The sequence below is a fragment of the Trichococcus patagoniensis genome, assembly GCF_003051085.1.
GTDB lineage: Bacteria > Bacillota > Bacilli > Lactobacillales > Aerococcaceae > Trichococcus > Trichococcus patagoniensis.
This window is the reverse complement of sequence record NZ_QAOM01000012.1, coordinates 108,740-127,304: the sequence shown is the minus strand read 5'-3', so window position 1 is coordinate 127,304 and position 18,565 is coordinate 108,740. Positions and strand designations below refer to the sequence as shown.

The 18,565-nt window shown below is 45.3% G+C and carries 21 protein-coding genes; 5 read left to right on the top strand and 16 right to left on the bottom strand.

The window, feature by feature from the left end:
* Positions 1 to 606: 606 nt before the first annotated feature.
* The 4 genes from C8U37_RS09730 to C8U37_RS09715 all read right to left on the bottom strand — a co-directional run bounded on the left by C8U37_RS09730 (position 607) and on the right by C8U37_RS09715 (position 3,615).
* Entirely contained in the window at positions 607 to 1,953 is a 1,347-nt protein-coding gene (locus C8U37_RS09730) for a glucose-6-phosphate isomerase (protein ID WP_108033038.1), read from the bottom strand.
* Positions 1,954 to 2,007: 54 nt separating this feature from the next.
* Positions 2,008 to 2,394, bottom strand: coding sequence for a hypothetical protein (locus tag C8U37_RS09725; RefSeq protein WP_146161825.1), 387 nt, complete (start codon positions 2,392 to 2,394; stop codon positions 2,008 to 2,010).
* A complete protein-coding gene (locus C8U37_RS09720) occupies positions 2,391 to 2,822 on the bottom strand; it encodes a CvfD/Ygs/GSP13 family RNA-binding post-transcriptional regulator (protein WP_245879810.1) in 432 nt (143 codons plus the stop codon). Before C8U37_RS09720 ends, C8U37_RS09725 begins: the two co-directional genes overlap by 4 nt.
* 208 nt (positions 2,823 to 3,030) lie before the next feature.
* Complete coding sequence (locus C8U37_RS09715) at positions 3,031 to 3,615, bottom strand: peptidylprolyl isomerase (RefSeq protein WP_086629250.1); 585 nt, start codon at positions 3,613 to 3,615, stop codon at positions 3,031 to 3,033.
* Between the two features lie 166 nt (positions 3,616 to 3,781).
* On the opposite strand from C8U37_RS09715, the gene C8U37_RS09710 reads away from it, so the two are divergent.
* The 3 genes from C8U37_RS09710 to C8U37_RS09695 all read left to right on the top strand — a co-directional run bounded on the left by C8U37_RS09710 (position 3,782) and on the right by C8U37_RS09695 (position 6,165).
* Positions 3,782 to 4,291: a divergent PAP2 family protein gene (locus C8U37_RS09710; RefSeq protein WP_108033036.1), complete on the top strand. Its 510-nt coding sequence runs from the start codon at positions 3,782 to 3,784 to the stop codon at positions 4,289 to 4,291.
* Between the two features lie 52 nt (positions 4,292 to 4,343).
* Positions 4,344 to 5,333: an NAD(P)/FAD-dependent oxidoreductase gene (locus C8U37_RS09705; protein ID WP_108033051.1), complete on the top strand. Its 990-nt coding sequence runs from the start codon at positions 4,344 to 4,346 to the stop codon at positions 5,331 to 5,333.
* A gap of 325 nt (positions 5,334 to 5,658) precedes the next feature.
* The gene (locus C8U37_RS09695; protein ID WP_108033034.1) at positions 5,659 to 6,165 is read left to right on the top strand and encodes a phosphatidylglycerophosphatase A family protein; all 507 of its coding nucleotides are present in this window, start codon (positions 5,659 to 5,661) and stop codon (positions 6,163 to 6,165) included.
* Positions 6,166 to 6,431: 266 nt separating this feature from the next.
* Here C8U37_RS09695 and C8U37_RS09690 read toward each other — a convergent pair whose 3' ends face one another.
* The 7 genes from C8U37_RS09690 to C8U37_RS09660 form a co-directional block, all read right to left on the bottom strand.
* A complete protein-coding gene (locus C8U37_RS09690; RefSeq protein WP_108033033.1) occupies positions 6,432 to 7,064 on the bottom strand; it encodes a TIGR01906 family membrane protein in 633 nt (210 codons plus the stop codon).
* 2 nt (positions 7,065 to 7,066) lie between these two features.
* Positions 7,067 to 7,834, bottom strand: a complete 768-nt coding sequence (locus C8U37_RS09685) for a TIGR01457 family HAD-type hydrolase (RefSeq protein WP_108033032.1) — start codon at positions 7,832 to 7,834, stop codon at positions 7,067 to 7,069.
* Positions 7,835 to 7,850: 16 nt separating this feature from the next.
* Entirely contained in the window at positions 7,851 to 8,576 is a 726-nt protein-coding gene (locus C8U37_RS09680; protein WP_170100248.1) for a YutD family protein, read from the bottom strand.
* Between the two features lie 9 nt (positions 8,577 to 8,585).
* The gene (locus C8U37_RS09675) at positions 8,586 to 9,974 is read right to left on the bottom strand and encodes a bifunctional metallophosphatase/5'-nucleotidase (RefSeq protein ID WP_108033030.1); all 1,389 of its coding nucleotides are present in this window, start codon (positions 9,972 to 9,974) and stop codon (positions 8,586 to 8,588) included.
* 39 nt (positions 9,975 to 10,013) lie between these two features.
* Complete coding sequence (gene ybaK / locus C8U37_RS09670; RefSeq protein ID WP_170100247.1) at positions 10,014 to 10,511, bottom strand: Cys-tRNA(Pro) deacylase; 498 nt, start codon at positions 10,509 to 10,511, stop codon at positions 10,014 to 10,016.
* 156 nt (positions 10,512 to 10,667) lie between these two features.
* On the bottom strand, positions 10,668 to 11,111 hold the full coding sequence (locus C8U37_RS09665) for a MarR family winged helix-turn-helix transcriptional regulator (RefSeq protein WP_068561182.1): 444 nt from the start codon (positions 11,109 to 11,111) through the stop codon (positions 10,668 to 10,670).
* A 167-nt stretch (positions 11,112 to 11,278) separates the two neighbouring features.
* Entirely contained in the window at positions 11,279 to 11,677 is a 399-nt protein-coding gene (locus tag C8U37_RS09660) for a hypothetical protein (protein WP_108033028.1), read from the bottom strand.
* A gap of 171 nt (positions 11,678 to 11,848) precedes the next feature.
* On the opposite strand from C8U37_RS09660, the gene C8U37_RS09655 reads away from it, so the two are divergent.
* Positions 11,849 to 12,211 carry a YbaN family protein gene (locus C8U37_RS09655; RefSeq protein WP_108033027.1) on the top strand — a complete coding sequence of 121 codons (363 nt, stop codon included), beginning with the start codon at positions 11,849 to 11,851 and terminating at the stop codon, positions 12,209 to 12,211.
* 5 nt (positions 12,212 to 12,216) lie between these two features.
* On the opposite strand, the gene C8U37_RS09650 is transcribed toward C8U37_RS09655, so the two are convergent.
* The 3 genes from C8U37_RS09650 to C8U37_RS09640 all read right to left on the bottom strand — a co-directional run bounded on the left by C8U37_RS09650 (position 12,217) and on the right by C8U37_RS09640 (position 14,219).
* Positions 12,217 to 12,660, bottom strand: coding sequence for an HD domain-containing protein (locus C8U37_RS09650; protein ID WP_211306166.1), 444 nt, complete (start codon positions 12,658 to 12,660; stop codon positions 12,217 to 12,219).
* A 63-nt stretch (positions 12,661 to 12,723) separates the two neighbouring features.
* Entirely contained in the window at positions 12,724 to 14,040 is a 1,317-nt protein-coding gene (locus tag C8U37_RS09645) for an MFS transporter (protein WP_245879808.1), read from the bottom strand.
* Complete coding sequence (locus tag C8U37_RS09640) at positions 14,004 to 14,219, bottom strand: MerR family transcriptional regulator (RefSeq protein WP_211306165.1); 216 nt, start codon at positions 14,217 to 14,219, stop codon at positions 14,004 to 14,006. Before C8U37_RS09640 ends, C8U37_RS09645 begins: the two co-directional genes overlap by 37 nt.
* 128 nt (positions 14,220 to 14,347) lie before the next feature.
* On the opposite strand from C8U37_RS09640, the gene C8U37_RS09635 reads away from it, so the two are divergent.
* Positions 14,348 to 15,241 (top strand): LysR family transcriptional regulator, encoded by an 894-nt coding sequence (locus C8U37_RS09635; RefSeq protein WP_108033026.1) that lies wholly within the window; start codon positions 14,348 to 14,350, stop codon positions 15,239 to 15,241.
* Positions 15,242 to 15,349: 108 nt separating this feature from the next.
* On the opposite strand, the gene C8U37_RS09630 is transcribed toward C8U37_RS09635, so the two are convergent.
* Together C8U37_RS09630 and mgtA are read right to left on the bottom strand one after the other, a co-directional pair.
* A complete protein-coding gene (locus tag C8U37_RS09630; protein ID WP_108033025.1) occupies positions 15,350 to 15,781 on the bottom strand; it encodes a hypothetical protein in 432 nt (143 codons plus the stop codon).
* 45 nt (positions 15,782 to 15,826) lie between these two features.
* Entirely contained in the window at positions 15,827 to 18,376 is a 2,550-nt protein-coding gene (mgtA, locus tag C8U37_RS09625; protein ID WP_108033024.1) for a magnesium-translocating P-type ATPase, read from the bottom strand.
* Positions 18,377 to 18,565 lie beyond the last annotated feature (189 nt).

The following is an 18,565-nucleotide window of genomic DNA, read 5'->3' as shown; positions in this document are numbered from 1 at the left end:
ATACAAAGTATCGTCTTCGTTTGCTTCGACCGAAGTCTAAGCTCCTTGCACATTTGGTTCGTTCATTCTTTATTCAGTTTTCAAAGGTCAATCGTGTATCACGTGTTACGTGATTGCTTATTCATATTATCACGGTCACTGCATCTTGTCAACAGTAATTAAAATTAAATTTAAAACTGTCTGTCGGATGAATCAGCAACTTTCATATGATAACATCGTTTCATCTTGCTGTCAACAATGATTTTCATTTTGCCGTTGCCTTACAAAAGACAACTTCATAATACTATCATCATTTCAAACCTGTGTCAAACAGATTTCAGAATAAAACGCATCGGATTACCGAGGAACTAAACTTTACCACAAAAATGTAAGCCTTGTCAACAGCAGTGCATCAGCATCTTTATGGATCTTCCATTTTTATTTGATGTGTTATTTAAAAAACTAAATTCATTGGATAGCTTAACTCCGGTAAAGCTATCCTCGTTGGGAATTCCAATCCATTCCGCTCAACCTCCTCCGGAACGCCGCCACTCTTTAGTGCAATTTAAACTTTTACGGCACAAAAAAAAGCGGACAACGAATCGTCCGCTTCAAGCAACTTGTAGATTATAGTCTGTCGTTTAATTCCTTAGCTAATTCTTCAAATCCAGGTTTGCCAAGAAGCGCAAACATATTTTTCTTGTAAGCTTCTACACCCGGTTGGTCGAATGGATTCACGCCATTCAAGTAACCAGAGATACCTACTGCGATTTCAAAGAAGTATACAAGATAACCTAAAGAATAAGCATCCATTGCAGGCATAGTAACCAACAAGTTTGGCACGCCGCCGTCTGTATGAGCCAATAATGTACCTTGATAAGCTTTTGTATTTACGAAATCAACATCTTTGCCTTCAAGATAACCTAAGCCATCCAAGTCTTCTGCGCTCAAAGGAATTTGGATCGTTTTGCGTGGTTTCGAAACTTTAACGACTGTCTCAAAGATATTTCTTTGTCCATCTTGGATCGATTGACCAATTGAGTGCAAATCTGTCGAGAAGTTCGCGCTGGTTGGATAAATACCCTTTTGGTCTTTACCTTCGGATTCGCCGAATAGCTGTTTCCACCATTCCGACAGATATTGCATGCCTGGTTCATAGTTAGCCAAAATCTCAGTCACTTTGCCTTTACGGTAAAGGATGTTGCGGATAGCTGCGTATTGGTAAGCTTCGTTAGTTGCCAAATCAGGATTCGCATATGCTTCACGGGCATCAGCAGCACCTTGCATCAACGCATCGATATCAGCTCCGCTGACAGCGATCGGAAGAAGACCAACTGGTGTCAATACAGTGAAACGTCCGCCGACATCATCAGGAATAACGAAAGTTTCGTACCCTTCCATGTCTGCTTCATGCTTCGCTGCGCCTCTTGCTTTGTCTGTGGTAGAGTAAATGCGTTTTACTGCTTCTTCTTTACCATATTTTTTGATCAACAATTCTTTGAAGACACGGAAAGCAATCGCAGGTTCAGTTGTTGTGCCTGATTTTGAAATCATGTTTACTGAGAAATCACGATCACCGATAACTTCGATCAAGTCAGCTAAATAAGTTGAACTGATGCTATTGCCGGCAAAGAAAATTTGAGGTGTTTTGCGGTCTGCAGTTGTCTGAACGTTGTAGAAAGTATTGTTCAAGAAGTCAATTGCAGCACGAGCGCCCAAATAAGAGCCTCCGATACCGATAACAACCAAAACTTCTGAATCGGATTGGATTTTTTTCGCTGCCGCTTTGATGCGTGCGAATTCTTCTTTGTCATAGTCTTTAGGCAGATCAATCCAGCCAGTGTAGTCGCTCCCTGGGCCTGTACCTTCACGAAGCGCTTTGTCAGCGGCTGTTACTTGGTATTGGATGTAGTCCAATTCGTGTTGCGCAAAAAATTCCAAAGCTTTAGAGTAATCAAATTGAATGTGTGACATTTAATATCCTCCTAATTTTTTTATAAAATGATTACTGACGTGAAATAAGGCACCTTAATGGTAGATAGGTACGCTGTCCAATTCCAAGTCAGTAAGTATTTCCGATATTTCCGAAGATTTTTTCCATGCGAACTTGCCTGGTTCGTTCAGTAAGCTGTCCAAATCGGAAGGTTTTTCTAATGAATCGAAAACAAATAAAGGCATGTTTTTGCCATTCCCTCTCATATTCGTCAAGTCAAGCAATCGCAATGACTCAGATTCAATGTCAACATGGGCCAGCAAGACTTCCATTATAGATCCTAAAGGGGATTTTCCGCCTTCGGATAAGTTTACACTAGGTAGGCTGTAGGATTCGTTTTCTGTGTTTACCAGAAAGAAAGTCGCTCCCGCTTCATTAGTGACCATAATGGTCCCTGCCACTATGTTTTCTTTTATCATCATGAATGTCCCCTTTCACCGGAAGTCGTATAGACAGGATTATTCCCTGTCGATTTCCTGACTTTCTCGTCTTCTTTGGCCTCTTCGATCCAGGCAGGCATCATTTCTTTCAAGGTCTCAAAACCAATCTGCGGTAAGTATCTTCTTTTTCTTTTCTTTCTTTTTGCCGGGTAACACGGAGTCGCCAACTTTTCCATAGCTCTGAGAGACAGGCTTATTTTCCCTGTGTACTCATCGATATCTATGATTTTGGCTTCCACTTCATCATCAATTTGAATAAATTCGTCAAGGTTGGTCACATATCCATGCCTGCATTCGGATATATGGATCAGACCTTGCGTATTCTTGTCTAATGAAATGAACACGCCATAGGATTGGATACCTGTTACACTGCCTGCAATTATGTCTCCGATTTTATATTCCATTTTCATTCATAATTCCCCTCACAGTACCATAAAATTATACCACGTGCCTAGATGAAAGGATAGAATTTCTGATGCAACTTTGATCAGAAGCAACTCTTAGGCGGCGTCATAGCGATTACTACCTTGAAAACACTCCAGTAGTGTTAGGAGTGGCAGACACAAGATAATCTTATCCATGAAGAAAAAGGGGCATTTTTATGCCCCTTCTATACTATTATAAAATCGTGATGCTCTCGATGACAACGTCTTCGACAGGTTTGTCTTGAGCGCCTTTTTTCACGCCTTCGATAGCGTAGACTGTGTCCATGCCAGCTTCCACTTGTCCGAACACGGTATGTTTTTGATCCAACCACGGTGTTCCGCCGTTTGCAGCATAAGCATCGATGATTTCTTTAGGCCATCCGCCAGCTTCCAATTGAGCTAGCATTGTCATTGGCACTTCTTTAGCGGTAACGATGAAAAATTGGCTTCCGTTTGTGTTCGGGCCAGCATTCGCCATCGACAACGCGCCATTCAGGTTGAAAAGGCTCGTCGAGAATTCATCTTCAAAAGAATCGCCCCATACACTTGAACCGCCCATACCAGTTCCCGTAGGATCGCCTCCTTGGATCATGAAGTCATTGATGACACGGTGGAAAATGATGCCGTCATAATAGCCGCTTTCAGCTAAACCCAAGAAGTTTTCGACTGTTTTTGGCGCCAAATCAGGGAATAAACGGATTGTGATATCCCCTTTATTTGTTTTCATAATGACTTTCTTATCGTTATCTGTTGCTTGTAATTGTGGAAATAAACTCATTATTCATCCTCCTTTTTTTTACATTTTACCACAATATGCAAAAGATTAATCCCCCGATTATCCAAAAATGAAAATTCAGCCCGTTTTTTCTTTTTCATTAGGATGTAACTATCGATTCATGTTATCATAAATGAAAAGTAGCTTTTTAAGTGAAGGATGAAAAATAATGATGATTTTCGAGAATTTCCCCTTAATTTGTTCCCTGGCAGCTATCATGTTCACCCAAGCTTTAAAATATCCGATTGCAATTTTTTCAAAGGACAAGAAAACTTCCTTGTCCATCGTTACGACTACCGGCGGAATGCCCAGTTCCCACTCGGCTGCCGTCAGTTCGTTGATAACGGCACTCATTCTGCAATACGGCATCGGATCCGGTTACGTAGCCATCGCTACAACTTTTGGCGTCATCGTCATGTTCGACTCGATGGGCGTGCGTCGTCAGAGCGGTGAGCAAGGAATCGTCCTCGTCGACACCATCAAAGAACTGACCCGCTTGTCACTCAAGTTCCCGAAGAACGCTCAGGAACTGATTGCCGAAGAAGAGGAAGAGAAGATTTACCCTGAAGAAATGGCCGTCAAAAAATACCTTGGGCACAAACCTTCGGAAGTTTTTGTCGGACTGCTGACGGGCATCTTTGTGACATTCATCGTCAGGATGTTCTATGAGCAAATCTGATACCTCTCCGGGCGATGCCTTCGCCCGGAACAGAAACAACGGAGGAAGACAATTGAAAGATAAAGAAATATACGACATCACCATCATCGGCGGCGGCCCTGTCGGCATGTTCACGGCGTTTTACGCCGGACTGCGGCAAGCCAAAGTCAAAATCATAGAAGCCTTACCCCAGCTCGGGGGCCAGCCCGGCATGCTTTATTCCGAGAAAAATATATATGACATCGCGGGCTATCCCGCGATTTCCGGTGGCGACCTCGTCACCAACCTGAAAGAGCAGATGGACCGCTTCGACACGAAGTTGGTATTCGGTGAAGAAGCGTTTGAACTCGAAAAAAATGCTGATGGCATCTTCGAAATCCAAACGACCAAAAACCGCCACTATTCGAAAGCAGTGATCATTTCTGCGGGTAACGGCGCATTCCGGCCAAGGAAACTGGAAATCGAACACGCAGATAAGTACGAGAACACCAATCTCCACTATTTCGTGAACAACATCGAGAGTTTCCGCGATAAGACGGTCGCCATCTGCGGCGGCGGAGACTCAGCAGTGGACTGGGCACTAACCTTGGAACCGATCGCGAAAAAAGTCTATCTGATCCATCGCCGGCCCCAATTCCGCGCCCAAGAGCACAGCGTCCACCTGTTGGAAGAGTCGTCCGTTGAGATCATGACGCCTTTCGTTCCTGTCAGTGTCAATGGAAACGAGGAGTTATTGACGAGCGTAACCCTTCAGGAAGCCCGCAAGGATAATACGTTGGAATTGAACATAGATGACTTTTTGATCAATTACGGTTTTTCGTCTTCCATCGGCGGCATGAAGAAATGGGGCTTCGAGGTCCAAGGAAATGCCATCATCGTAAACTCGAAGATGGAGACAACCATCCCTGGGATCTATGCCATCGGAGACATTGGTACCTATTCCGGCAAAGTAAAGCTCATTGCCACCGGATTCGGAGAAGCGCCAATAGCCGTCAACAATGCGATGGCGTATATCAATCCTGACACGCGCGTACAACCGATGCACAGTACGAGTTTATTTTAAATTTCATGGAGGGCTGTCTCTTTCTGTTCAGAGATGGCCCTTTTTTTGTTTGGTTACCTGATTGTCTGTTCTGGGATGCTCATCCTTGACGAAATTCCCCGCCCAAAATGGTTTTTGCGGGGAATCTTTATTATCCACGGACATTTTCCCCCGCAAAAGTTGCTTTAACGGGTTATTTCTGAGCATAAATTCAACTCGTATATAGAGTCCCCCGTAAAACCCGCTGGCTAGCGCAAATAATAAATCAAGAATGCCTCTTCTTTGGTTTTGAACGGACATTCCTCTATAATAATAGTTATAAAATACGAATCCAGGAGGAATTGATATGGTCAAATCAGACAGCGAGTTGCATGCACGAGCGGTGGCTTTAATAGAGGAACGCGGCGTGAGCGTCGAAGATATCGCCGACCTCGTTTTGCATCTCCAAAAATCCTATGTAGAAAATCTGACTATGGAGGAATGCATCGATAACGTTACGGCTGTGTTTCAGAAACGGGAAGTTCAAAACGCAATCATTACCGGGATCGAAATAGATAAGCTCGCCGAATCGGGGCAGCTCTCCCAACCGCTGGCGGATATTATCCTGAACGACGAAGGTCTCTACGGCATCGATGAGATCCTTGCCCTTTCGATCGTCAACGTATACGGATCCATCGGCTTTACGAACTACGGATACATCGATAAAGTTAAGCCCGGCATCCTGCAGAAACTGAACGACAAATCCGATTCAGAATGCCACACTTTCCTTGATGACATCGTAGGAGCAATCGCCGCAGCAGCCGCCAGCCGCATCGCCCACGACAGCCCAAACAAAAGCGACATCATGAAATAAAGAGTGCGATGAATCCCGCTTAGGAATCGAGCATTAAGAGGACTTATTCGGGAATATTGACCCTGAACAAGGCAAGATTCCCGAATACTTGAGAAACATTCGGGAAAGCAAGCACATAACAAAGCGATATTATCGGATGATCACTCAACATTCGATAATTTGATCCCCGATTCAAACAATATTATCGAATGCAAGCCACTTATCCGGGAATCTGACTAAACCAAAAGGGATGCCTCCATCAGAAGAGGCATCCCTTTTATGTTGTGTTATATTTTTTTCACTTTCCTGCGCACCCAAAAGTACAACAGTACAAGCACTAGTTCAATCGTCACGAAGACCAGCACAAAACAGTGCATAAAAAAGTCCTGCGGCAACGCCAGAATGATCGGATCTGTCCGGGCATCGAAGATCCAGGCATCATTATTGAAGAAGACACCGTGGAACGCCACAAACAAACGGTCGAAGTTCATGAATATCACAGTCAAAGCCACTAAAGGCGCAGCGACCAGCAGGCGCAAAGGATTCAGCATACGCCAATAACCCTGCTCTTTTTTCACCATCCGCAAAAATAATATGCTTGCGACGGCCGATACCCCCAATATGGCGTAATCCAGCAGGAACAATCTTTTCACTTCATGAAAATGAAACAGTCCGCTCTCAGAAGCCGGAAAATCAGGCATCTTCAATTCCGCAATCCACGGCAAATTCAGATACTGCATCAGGATGCGGTAATTATCCAGAATGACATCTTTCGAAAACCCGGTCATCTGTTCAATATTCAGGTAATCGATATCAAAACTGTAGAGCGGTGTGAAGTTGATAGTGAAGGCGATGCTTGCACTCAACACCAGCAAAAAGATTGCTGTATATCCAAAGAAATACTTCAGCTTCTGTGCCATCGCTACACTTCCCACTCGGACAAATCATTGATGATGTAGGTCGGTTGCTCGTCTTTGCCTTCAATGTCCACCAGTTGTGAGAATCCGGTCAGAACCATCAAGGTGTCCACACCATAATGGACGCCCGCCAGGATATCCGTATTATAATTATCCCCGACCATGATGACATCCTCTTTGTCCAGTTGCATCCTTTTGATTGCGCCAGCCATGATCGTTGGATACGGCTTACCGATAATCAACGGTTCTTTCTGAGTGCAAGCCTTCAGAAAGGCAGTCAAAGCTCCAGCTCCAGGAATAAAGCCCCTTTCGGTCGGCAGATTGGTATCGGGATTGGTGGCAACAAATTTTGCCCCCTTTTGGATGGCTAAACAAGCAGCCTCCAATTGCTGATATGTAACCCCGCGGTCCAACGCCTGAAGGACAAAGTCAGGATCTTCATCGACCATTTCGAAGCCGGCAGATTGCACTTCCTGTTTCAATGAGGCTTCACCGACGACCAGAACCTTCTTGCCGATGTTCAATTCATTCAAGTGATCCAATGCCGCCATGGCGCTGGTGTAGATATGATCTTCCGTCACATCAATCTGGAAGTTATGCAGCAGATTCTCTTTGACTTCTGCAGCGGTCTTGGTTGCATTGTTCGTGACGAACAGGAACGGAATGTTTTTATCCTGAAGTTCTTTGACGAAGATTTCCGCCGTCGGAATGCGCTCGGCACCTTTGTACACGGTCCCGTCCAGATCGATTAAATAACCTTTATACTTTTTGATGATGTTCTCCTCCTGATCACTGCTCTATCTTTTTGATTTGGAAACTTTTCTTCTCGCCCTTAGCAGATCTGGTTGTTGTCGTTTTTGGTTTATCCATTGGTTGGGCGTCCTTCGCGTTCACATCTTTGATCACGAAACCTTTTTTCTTCCCTTGGCTTTTCGGTCTTTCGACATTTTTCGTTACTTTATTTTTGTTTGGTTGTGCCGGTGCGGGAGTCGGAGTCGACTGGGCCGCTGTTTGAACAGTTGCATCAGCAGGCAATTCCTCCCTGTTCGCTTCACGGTTTTTGCGCTTGCGGTTGCGCTTTGTTTTTGTGATTTTTTCTTTCTCAGCGCGCGTTTTTTCGATGACGAAATAGGCACAGCCAAAATTGCAGTACTCATAGAGATAATCCTCTAGGAAACTGATTTTCTTGTCTTGGGACACTTTGCTGTTGTTGTTCCTGTAAAAGCCTTTCAGGCGTAATTGTTCATAGCCCCAATCCCCGACGATATAATCGTACTTGCTCAGAATGGACGTATATCTTCCGGCTAATGCTTCAGCGTCAAAGCCTTCACGATGATCGATGCTCAATTCGTATTCTTGGGTACCTACCAAAAGACGCTTGTCGTCCAATAACTTTACAATTTCTTCCTCTTCGTTACGGTCGCTTGTTTCCGATTCACTATCATCCGCAATAGTTTCCAGCAAGGAGTCTACTTGCGTTTTCAATGATTCATCCAGTAATTCCTTTTTATCCACGATAGCACCTCACTTTTCTCTCATTATGGGAAATTTATCTTCTAAATGCAGACCGAACACGTCCCGTAGGAAATAGGGGAACAACAGACGGCTGCGGCCTTCGTTTTCGATTGTCGGGAAATAGGTGATGTAGCGGAAATGGTCCACCGTCACAAAGGTGATGTCCTCCTCATCGGAAAGCTCCCTGCCTTCAATCATCACATGGTTTGTGACCGGATCAACATCGAAGCCGCGGTAGCAGAGCTCACCGAAAATCCTTCCCCGGAAACCCATGCCGGTTATTTCCTTCGTCATCAGTTCTTCGCGCTGCGCTTCCATTTCCTCGATCATGACTTTGAAATCCCGCCCCGTCAGCGTGCATTCCAGCAAGCGCATCGGATGCGGCAGGATTTGATGCAGATGATTTTTGGTGATGATTCCTTCCGGCAGATCCTCCAGGAACAGTCCGGAGTTCAGTATGCCGAATGGCGTATCGGCATATTCGGTCACAGCGTCCAATCCCAACAACAACAAATCATTGATGTGGCCTTCATCCGCTTTGAGCCGATCCGGGTTGTCCGCAATCGGGATGGCAGACAACAGTTCCTCTCCACGTTGCTGCAACTCCTCGACTTCCGCTAGATCGCCAGGTTTTTCCGGCAGATCTCCTGCTTCGATCAATTCCGCTTTGCGATCCAAAATCCTGTCGGAATCATAGCTGACCGTCACATGACCGATATACTTCCCGAACTTACCCGCTCCCAGCAACAGGGACTCATCCACATGTTTGCCTTCCGGCAGCACATGATGGGTATGCGCTCCGATGATGATCGGAATGGAACGGTACATTTCGCCGATATGGATGTCCTCGATGATGCCGACATGCGACAAAAGGATAATCAAATCGACGGACGGCGCTACTTTCAACAAAATTTTCGGCAGGACTTCATCCGACTCTTTCGGATCCCAACCGTTCGGGACATAGCTGAGGTAGAGCGGCGCCGTCAATCCGATGATGCCGACCTTCAGGCCGCTGGACAAAGTCTTTAGCAGATACGGCTGCGCCCAGGTAGGCAAGGCATCCGTTTCCGGATCATAGAGATTCGCCAGCACGACGGGGAATTCGGCATCATCATAGAGTTCGTCCAATTGCCGTTTGTCGTTGCCGATCCCTTCATTGTTGCCGATTGTCACCGCGTCGAACGGAACCTGATTCAACAATTCGATGTTTGCCTTGCCGTTGGTGGCTTCCGTCAAAGGATGCACCCTGTCGCAGGCATCGCCGATGTCGAAGAGCAGAACCTCTTCTCCGCTCTTTTCATGGAAGGCCTTCTTCTCTAACAAAAATCGCCGGATCTTCGGCCAATTGTCGAAATGCGAATGCAGATCATTGATATGGTAGATGTGCAATTTCTTCATGATACGTTCTCCTTTTTCGTTGACAAAGAGGAACGTGCTTCATTCATCTTTCTCTTGTGTAATCTCTTCAACTTTAGCGTGCGCTGCAGCCATCAGATCGGCAGGACTGAGTTCGATCTGCGTGCCGCGTTTGCCGCCGGACACCAGCACGCTCTTTTGATCAAGGGCATGATGGGACAAATAGGTAGGGAACGCTTTTTTCATCCCGATCGGCGAACAGCCTCCCCGGATATACCCGGTGGTTGCTTCCAGATCCTTCAAAGGCAGCATTTCGATCCGTTTATTGCCGCTGACTTTCGCAAAAGCCTTCAGGTCCAGTTCGCTCTGCGCCGGGATGACCCCGACGACGACGCCGGTCTTATCGCCGACCGCTACAATGGTTTTGTAGACCGCACCGGCATCCTGACTCATCTTATCAAGGACTGACAGCGCATCGAGGTGGTCCTCCGACCAAGCGTATTCGTGGACTGTGTAGGAGCATTTCTTTTTATCCAACATGCGCATCGCATTTGTTTTGGTTATTTTCTTATTTTTCACTGTCATCTTTCCTTTTTGTCTGATACTGCCTATTTTACCATATGTATAGGGATTGCATCCGGAAAAAGTGACGGTTCCTGCATAAAAAAGCGCAAAAAAAGAGACTTCCCAGCTAAATGCTGCGGCAGTCCCTGATGTTTTGACGCTGGATTCTGATCAATGCTCCAAGTTTTCGGCATGGAGCCCTACTCGTTTGGCCAAGTCGATGAACGTTTCTACTTCTTTATCTGAAAGGACAGAAAATATATCTGCGATATACGCAGCATGCAATGGGAAAATGCGGTCCATCAATTTGCGTCCTTCTTCGGTAATGGCTGTAAAAATAACGCGGCGGTCAGTTGCACATGGGATGCGTTGCACTAGCCCTTTGCTCTCTAATTTATCGACAACGTACGTCAAACTGCTGCTGGCAAGCAAGACTTTCTTTCCGATGTTTTGGATCGGTTGCTCCCCTTTATGATACAACAATTCCATCACGGCGAATTCGGAAAAATTCAAACCTTGCTTCATCATATCTTTCTTCAGTTTGTCCTGTACATGTTGAGATGATTTAAATAACACAGTAAGGGCCTTTAAAGTATCGCGATCTGTTGCAGACATCGTAACACCTCCCTTTTTTATTTCGATTTCGAAGTAATAATAGCACGAATGAAAAAGATTGTCAAAATATACAAACGCTTGCATGATGGGAATAAAAACAAACGGTCCAAAACAAAAAAAACGCACGGATGGACAGCCAAAGTCGTCGCGTACGGTTTTGCAAATTGTCATGAGAGCTGCTCATGCCATCCGAAATACAAACCCATCAGATAAATGATCAACGTCAATAATGTTGCTACGGCGACATAATACCCATAGAGCACAACGTCGAAGAATATCAGTCCATTATACATCAGCGGCGACAGGATGATCCCCGCCAAAAAAATCAGTTCCGCTGCCAATAAGAGCAACACTTTTGTTTGCCTGAATCTGAATAACAGAAAATACGTAAGCAAACTCAAGAAACATAAGAAAAGCAAGAAGTAGTTTTGTGAATAAAACAGATAGCCCGGTGTCGGGTCCAATGCGAACGTTTCATAGTTCGGAAGCAGGATCCAAGGCAAAAACAGACTGATTCCAAAAACAGCAAACAGTAAACCCAAAATAACAAGAGATATATTCTTCATACAATAGCTCCTCCTCAACGATAAAACAGGATTCCCCTAATACACACAATCCGCCAAATGTACTATACTATCTGAATAGTATATCACGAACATTCTTCATGATGAGGATATTGTTAACTATATGCAACACGAATCATCTGGTTCCCGCCAGATTTCAAGGAGATTATCCAATTGAAAAAATACCTATATATCGCATTGGGCTTCCTGACGTTCGGTCTCGGGACTGTCGGCATGTTCCTGCCGTTCCTGCCTACAACTGTCTTCTATCTGCTGACTGGCTTTTTCTGGGTCCGCAGCTCGGACCGTTTGCATCAGCAATTCATCGAATCGGAAAAATACAAGCAATACATCGAAGAGCCTTTAGTGAAAAAGAACATCACGAACAAAGGATTGTTCCGGATGTTCGTGATGATGCTCTTTGTTTTTGCGATCCCTTTTGCGCTGACTGACCGCGCATTGTTACGCGTCGTGCTGATAAGCGTATACTTGGCCCACCTGATCGGATTGACCTGGCATTTGCGGTTCAGAAAATAACAATTTCACTCGTTTGACAAATAGGTGATCGCCTTGCGGTATTTTTCTGCCCGCTCCCTATCTTTTTGCGTGATCTTCACCAAGCGGCTCAAATCCGAATTGTGCTTCAGATCCGCCAACTTCACAGAAGTGGCCAATCCGTTCATTTTTACACCCGCCAAATAATCCGCATAGTCTTGGTCATGCTTTTTGGTCAATGCTTCCACAGCTTCGACAACCGCGACCGGTAGCCCTTTTGCCAACAACACACTGGCTGTCACATCCGTATCCTCGATTATGTCATGCAGAAGCGCGACAGCCTTCTCTTCATCCGTCGCCACCATCGCAGCCACTTGCAGCGGATGAAGGATATAATCAAGCCCGGCTTTATCCTTCTGTCCGGCATGCGCCTCTTTCGCAATTTCAAACGCCAATTCTTCCAACATGATTGCACCGCCTCTCACATCCATTATAATCGACTTTCCTGCAAAATAAACATTCGGATCAGCGTGAACTGATCCGAATGTTTATGTTTAGGCCTTTGATTCAATTTTTCGTCTGATGAGGATAACCAAGATACTCATTCCTGAGAATATAATAGCTCCCATCAGCGAATAGGCTGTACTAAAAGCGGTAATGAACATTCCACAAATGATTGGACCAAATGTCGTTCCAAGATTTGCGGCTGTTAAGAATAGACCATTTGAGAAATTCGGGGCTTCGGGACCAGCCTCAGAAATCACATATTGGTTAATATTCGCTATAATCCCAGCGATTATGCCTAAAATAGTTACAAGTAGTATTGTGACCATAGAAATGGAGCCTGTAAAAAACATCAAAACATAAGTAGCAATCAAGGCAAAAGGAATCGTAAAGATAGTTTTGTTTGCATTCGTAGTAAGCACTCTTCCCGCAATAATGTTACCTACAATATTCGTTAGTCCATAAATCAAGAGGACGAAACTGATCATGCGTGTTGATAAATGTGTTACGTTTTCTAAAAAATCCGATAAGTAACTGTAGAAACCGAATAGAGCTCCATTTAATAAGATTACTAACAAAATTGCGATTAACATCAGCGGTTTTTTCAAAACGCTGACTTGTTTACCATATGATAATACTTCTGTAACGGGCATTGAAGGGACAAATAACAATGTCGCAATAAGCATGATACCGTTAACCGCTGCGAAAAATAGCATAGCCATTGCAAAAGAGAACTCAGTCGCAATGAAGCTTGTTATTGGTACACCTAATACCATTCCTGCTGAGACGCCGATAAATACTTTTGCGACAGCTTTTGCTGATTCGTGTCGTTCAACGGATGTTCCAGCTACTGTTAATGCCATAGAAACATAGATGGGATGAAACGCAGCCGGGATGATTCTCGCTAAGAGTAAAGTAGTAAAGCTTGGAGCAAACATCGAAAAGATATTGCTTGCGGTAAAGATTCCTAACGCAAGAACCATAACTGTTTTTCGGTTTACCTTAGAAAACAACAACGGCATCGTCGGACCGGCAATCGCAACAACTAGAGCGAAACCACTCACAAGTAAGCTGGCAGTTGGGACCGTTACATCGAAATTTTGTGCAATTAAAGGAATAATCCCAATAATTCCCATCTCAGTATTCATGATACCAAATACACCAATGGTTAAGATTAATATTAATAAGTTTTTGTTGTTTTTCAAATATATCTCTCCCTTCGTTTGAATGAATATTACCTCTGAATCATAAGGTGAAGTCATGCCATTAGCAACTTTAATCAGTCTAGAGTAAATATGTAGAATGAATTTAATTTCTTCTCTATTCGTTTTTACAGTATATTTTTGTAGAGAAGATAATCCAGACAATCGATTGCCTTCTGATCCTCATGGATTTTATCCAACAAGCTGTTCCGGTGTTTCTTCAGCAAATCCATTTGCTTTGACTGATCGTTCGTTTGGCGGTACTGCAGAAAAGCAGCGATTGTTTTATCATCGCAGCCGGCATCCTTCAGATTTGTGATAAGCATTTCCTTAGTTATGTCCACTCGTCTCACTCCTCTTAAGAATAGAATACAGCGCATCAGCAGGAACATCAAATACCTATATCAGATAGCTTGATATACTTGCAAGGCATAGCAAGAAGCATTAAAATGATGTCAAAGGAGTTGGGATTATGGAATTCAGGGTACTGCAATATTTTTTGACGATTGCAAGGGAAGAAAGCATATCGGGTGCCGCGGAATTTCTGCATATCACCCAACCGACATTGTCGCGGCAGATGAAAGAACTGGAGGAAGAGCTCGGCAAGCAGCTTTTCATCAGAGGGAACCGCAAGATCACTTTGACGGATGACGGCATGCTGCTCAGAAAACGGGCTGAGGAAATCATTCAGCTCGTGGAGAAAACCGAGTCGGAAATGAACGCGGATGATACTGAATTCAGCGGGGACATCTATATCGGCGGTGGCGAATCCGAAGGCATGCGGATCATTGCGCGCGCAATCAGCAGAGCCCAATCGGAGCACCCGCTGCTCAAATTCCATCTGTTCAGCGGCAATGCCGAGGATGTCACGGATCGGTTGGACAAAGGCTTGCTCGATTTCGGCGTATTTGTGGAGCCGACGAACATGACTAAATATGATTTCATCAAGTTGCCGACAAAGGATATCTGGGGCATCCTGATGAGGAAAGACAGTCCACTGGCAGCATTGGAAAGGATCACACCGAAAGACCTGCGTGGCAAACCGGTCATTTGCTCGAATCAGCTGTTGGTCAAAAATGAACTCGCAGGTTGGCTCGGCGGAAATGAGCGCAGCCTGAACATCGTCACGACTTATAATCTGCTGTACAATGCTTCCCTGCTCGTCGAAGAAAACCAGCATTATGCGCTGTGTTTGGATGGCATCATCCATACCGGCGAGGGCAGCGATTTGTGCTTCCGTCCGTTGGAACCCCGGCTTGAGGTCGGACTTCATTTCGTATGGAAGAAATATCAGGTGTTTTCGAAAGCCGCTGACTATTTCCTGGGACTCGTGCAGGAAGAGGCAAAATCCCAAAGCAAGCACTGAAAAAAACAAATGAAATTTTCGAAATCCCTGTTAAACGGCTGCGCGATAGCGAAAAAGAAGCATTACACCCTCACTTTTGGACGTAATGCTTCTTTTATTTACAAACATTCATTTTGTAACCTTCGTATGCGAGCGGATATTTGCGATGATTTGGATGATGAACAAGCCCAACAGAATTGTGCCTTGCAACTTCGAATGTTTCCACGCCATTACGATGAAGCCGTAGTTCATTGACCAATACAGCATCAAATAAGGCGTCAATAACTTCCAATTTTCACGGAAAGGTACCTTCAGAACGAAGTCATAGATGCCTTCCAGCAAAAGGAACGCCAGGAAAATGCTCAGGAATATCGTGTATTGGATCGGCTTCTGCTGCTGTTGCGCCAGGACGATTCCGATGACTGCGGGAACCGCCAGTGCCAAATAAACTTTCCCAACGACCGCTACCTGCGCTGCTTTGGCATACCTTACAAGCAAAAAGATGGTGATCATAAGCAAACTGTTTACTATCCCGAGCAAAAAATAATAATTCTCGAACATGCGCATTCCTCCTCTCTGATTGTGCCGCACTGGAAGCCACTTTGCTTATTTGATGATTTTCTTAGTTTCCGGCTTCGCCTTTGCCTTATAAAAATAATACTTGGCGATTTCCGTGACAATTACGTACAAGGCTAAAATGACGAATAAAGCAAGCAGCAGCAAAGGTTTGATGGGCTCGATACCTAGATATTGATGGAACGGCAGATACGGAATCAGCAAGGTGAAGATACCGACCGCGATGGATGAGTACAGCAATATCGGGGCGGGTTTGCTCTTATAGAAACGTTTCTGTGTCCGCATGACCAACAACACCAACAATTCCGTCAAAACTGAAATAGTGAACCAGCTGCTCTGGAATATCCCGTGTTTTGCATTGAAGCCGAAGAACAGGACAGCAAAGGTAAGGTAATCGAAAATCGAACTGACCAAACCGAAAACAAACATAAAATCACGGATGAAATGGATATCCCATCTGAGCGGCCTTGCCACAGTATCCTTGTCCACGCTGTCGTTGGCAATGGTTATCGCAGGAAAATCGCTCAAAAAATTGATCAAGAGAATTTGTTTGGGGAGCAACGGCAGGAACGGCAGGAATAAGGACGCCCCCGCCATACTGAACATATTGCCGAAATTGGCGCTGGTAGTGACCTGGATGTATTTGAGCGTGTTGGCAAAGGTTGTCCTTCCCATCACAATACCGCGGCTCAGCACTTCCAGGTTTTTTTCCATCAATACGAAATCAGCGGATTCCTTTGCCACATCAACGGCGTTATCCACTGATAGGCTTACGTCTGCCGCGTGCAGCGCCGGAACATCGTTGATGCCATCGCCCATATAGCCCACGACATGGTTTTTCTTTTTCAGGGCGAGGATAATCCGCTCCTTCTGGTTGGGATCCACTTCTGCAAATACCGTAGTGGCTTCGATTTTAGCCCACAAGGCTTCATCGCTCAGCTTCATCAGTTCCGAGCCGGTAAGAACCCCAGTAACTTTCAGACCTACCGCTTCGGCTGTGTGCAAGGCAATCAACTTATTGTCCCCAGTGATGATACGCAGACTGACCCCTTTACGCGCCAAGTCTAAAATGGTCTGCGAAACGTCCTCTTTGGGATGGTCAAACAGCAGCAGAAAGCCCATCAGAACCATTTCCTTTTCATCTTCAACTGCATATTTCGCTTGCAAGTCCACTGTCTTTTTGGCGACCGCGATGATGCGTATGCCTTGGCCGCTCCATTCTTCATAGTGCTGTTGGATGTTGAAGAGGATCTGCTCATCCATGGCCTTTTCGGAACCAGCGATTTCAACCCGAGTGCAGATGGCGAGAACGCTGTTCAAAGCCCCCTTCACGATCATCGTGCACTCGCCATCCTCCTGAACAACGACACTGAGGCGTTCACGGTTGAAATCAAAAGGGATTTCTCCTTGCTTTTTGATGGCGCTGATATCCATATCTTTAGATGCACTGATTGCCTCGTCCAACGTATTTGCCATCCCGGTTTGAAGGCTTGCATTCAAATATGCCAGCCAGAACACTTCATCGGAGGGCTGTCCTGCAATATCGGCTGCCCCATCGAGACGGATTGCCCCCTCCGTCAAGGTTCCAGTTTTATCGGTGCAAAGGATGTCCATGCTGCCGAAGTTTTCGATTGCGGTCAGGCGGCGGACGATGACTCCTTCCTTCGCCATGATGCGGGATCCTTTCGAAAGAGTGATGCTGATGATTGCCGGCAGAAGTTGCGGCGTAATCCCAACAGCAAGCGCAACCGAAAAAAGCAAGGCTTCAATGGCTGGCCGGTTCATGATGACGTTGATCGCGAAAACGACTAGGGTAAGGATAAGCATAATTTCAGTCAATAAATAACCGAATCGCCGCACGCCGCGCTCAAATTCCGTTTCCGGAGGGCGCAAAGAAAGTTTATCGGCGATTTTCCCAAATTCTGTGCTTGCTCCGGTTTCCACCACCAGCATTGTTGCGTTTCCGCTTTGTACACTAGTGCCGGTGTAGACGCAATTGGTGCGTTCTTCCAGGCTGGCATCTTCACTGACTTTATCCGGTTTCTTTTCGGACGGCTGGGATTCCCCCGTGAGTATGGACTGGTTGACGAACAGATTTGTACTTTCCAGAATCACCCCGTCCGCAACAATGAGGCTGCCGGTTGATAGTTTGATGATATCGCCAGGCACTACCTCTTTTGATGCAATCTCAATCGGCTTGCCATCGCGAAGGACGGCGGATTTGGCCTGCACTTTCGCCCGGAGCTCCGCTATGACATTGCCCGCGGTATATTCCTGATAAAAACTGAGTGTCGCACTCGCCAAGATGATGGCCAGGATGATCATCGCATCGATCCATTCCCCTGTTGCAGCCGAAATTCCCGTCGCAACAATCAACATGAGGATAATCGGATTTTTGAACTGGTTGAGGAAGGCCTTAAGCTGCGTATTTTTTTTCTGTTCCTTTAGCGTATTTTGACCGTGCTGTTTCAATCTTACCGCCGCTTCCTCAGCAGACAGACCGTTTGCGTTGGAATGGACAGCTAGAAGCACCTCTTCTGGAGTCTCACTCCAATATTGTATGCCCTCTTTTTCTTGCATAAAAAGTCCTTCTTTCCCGAACCGGAACATCGCAATTACTATCCTCAGCCGCACCCAGACTCTAAGCAATAAACACTTTTCTTTAACCTTATTATAACGTAACACTTGCTGAATATTGAAAGATTATCCGCGCTTGCATCGTATGTCAAATTGAATTTGATGAAGGAATACGACTGACTAAGGTGACAT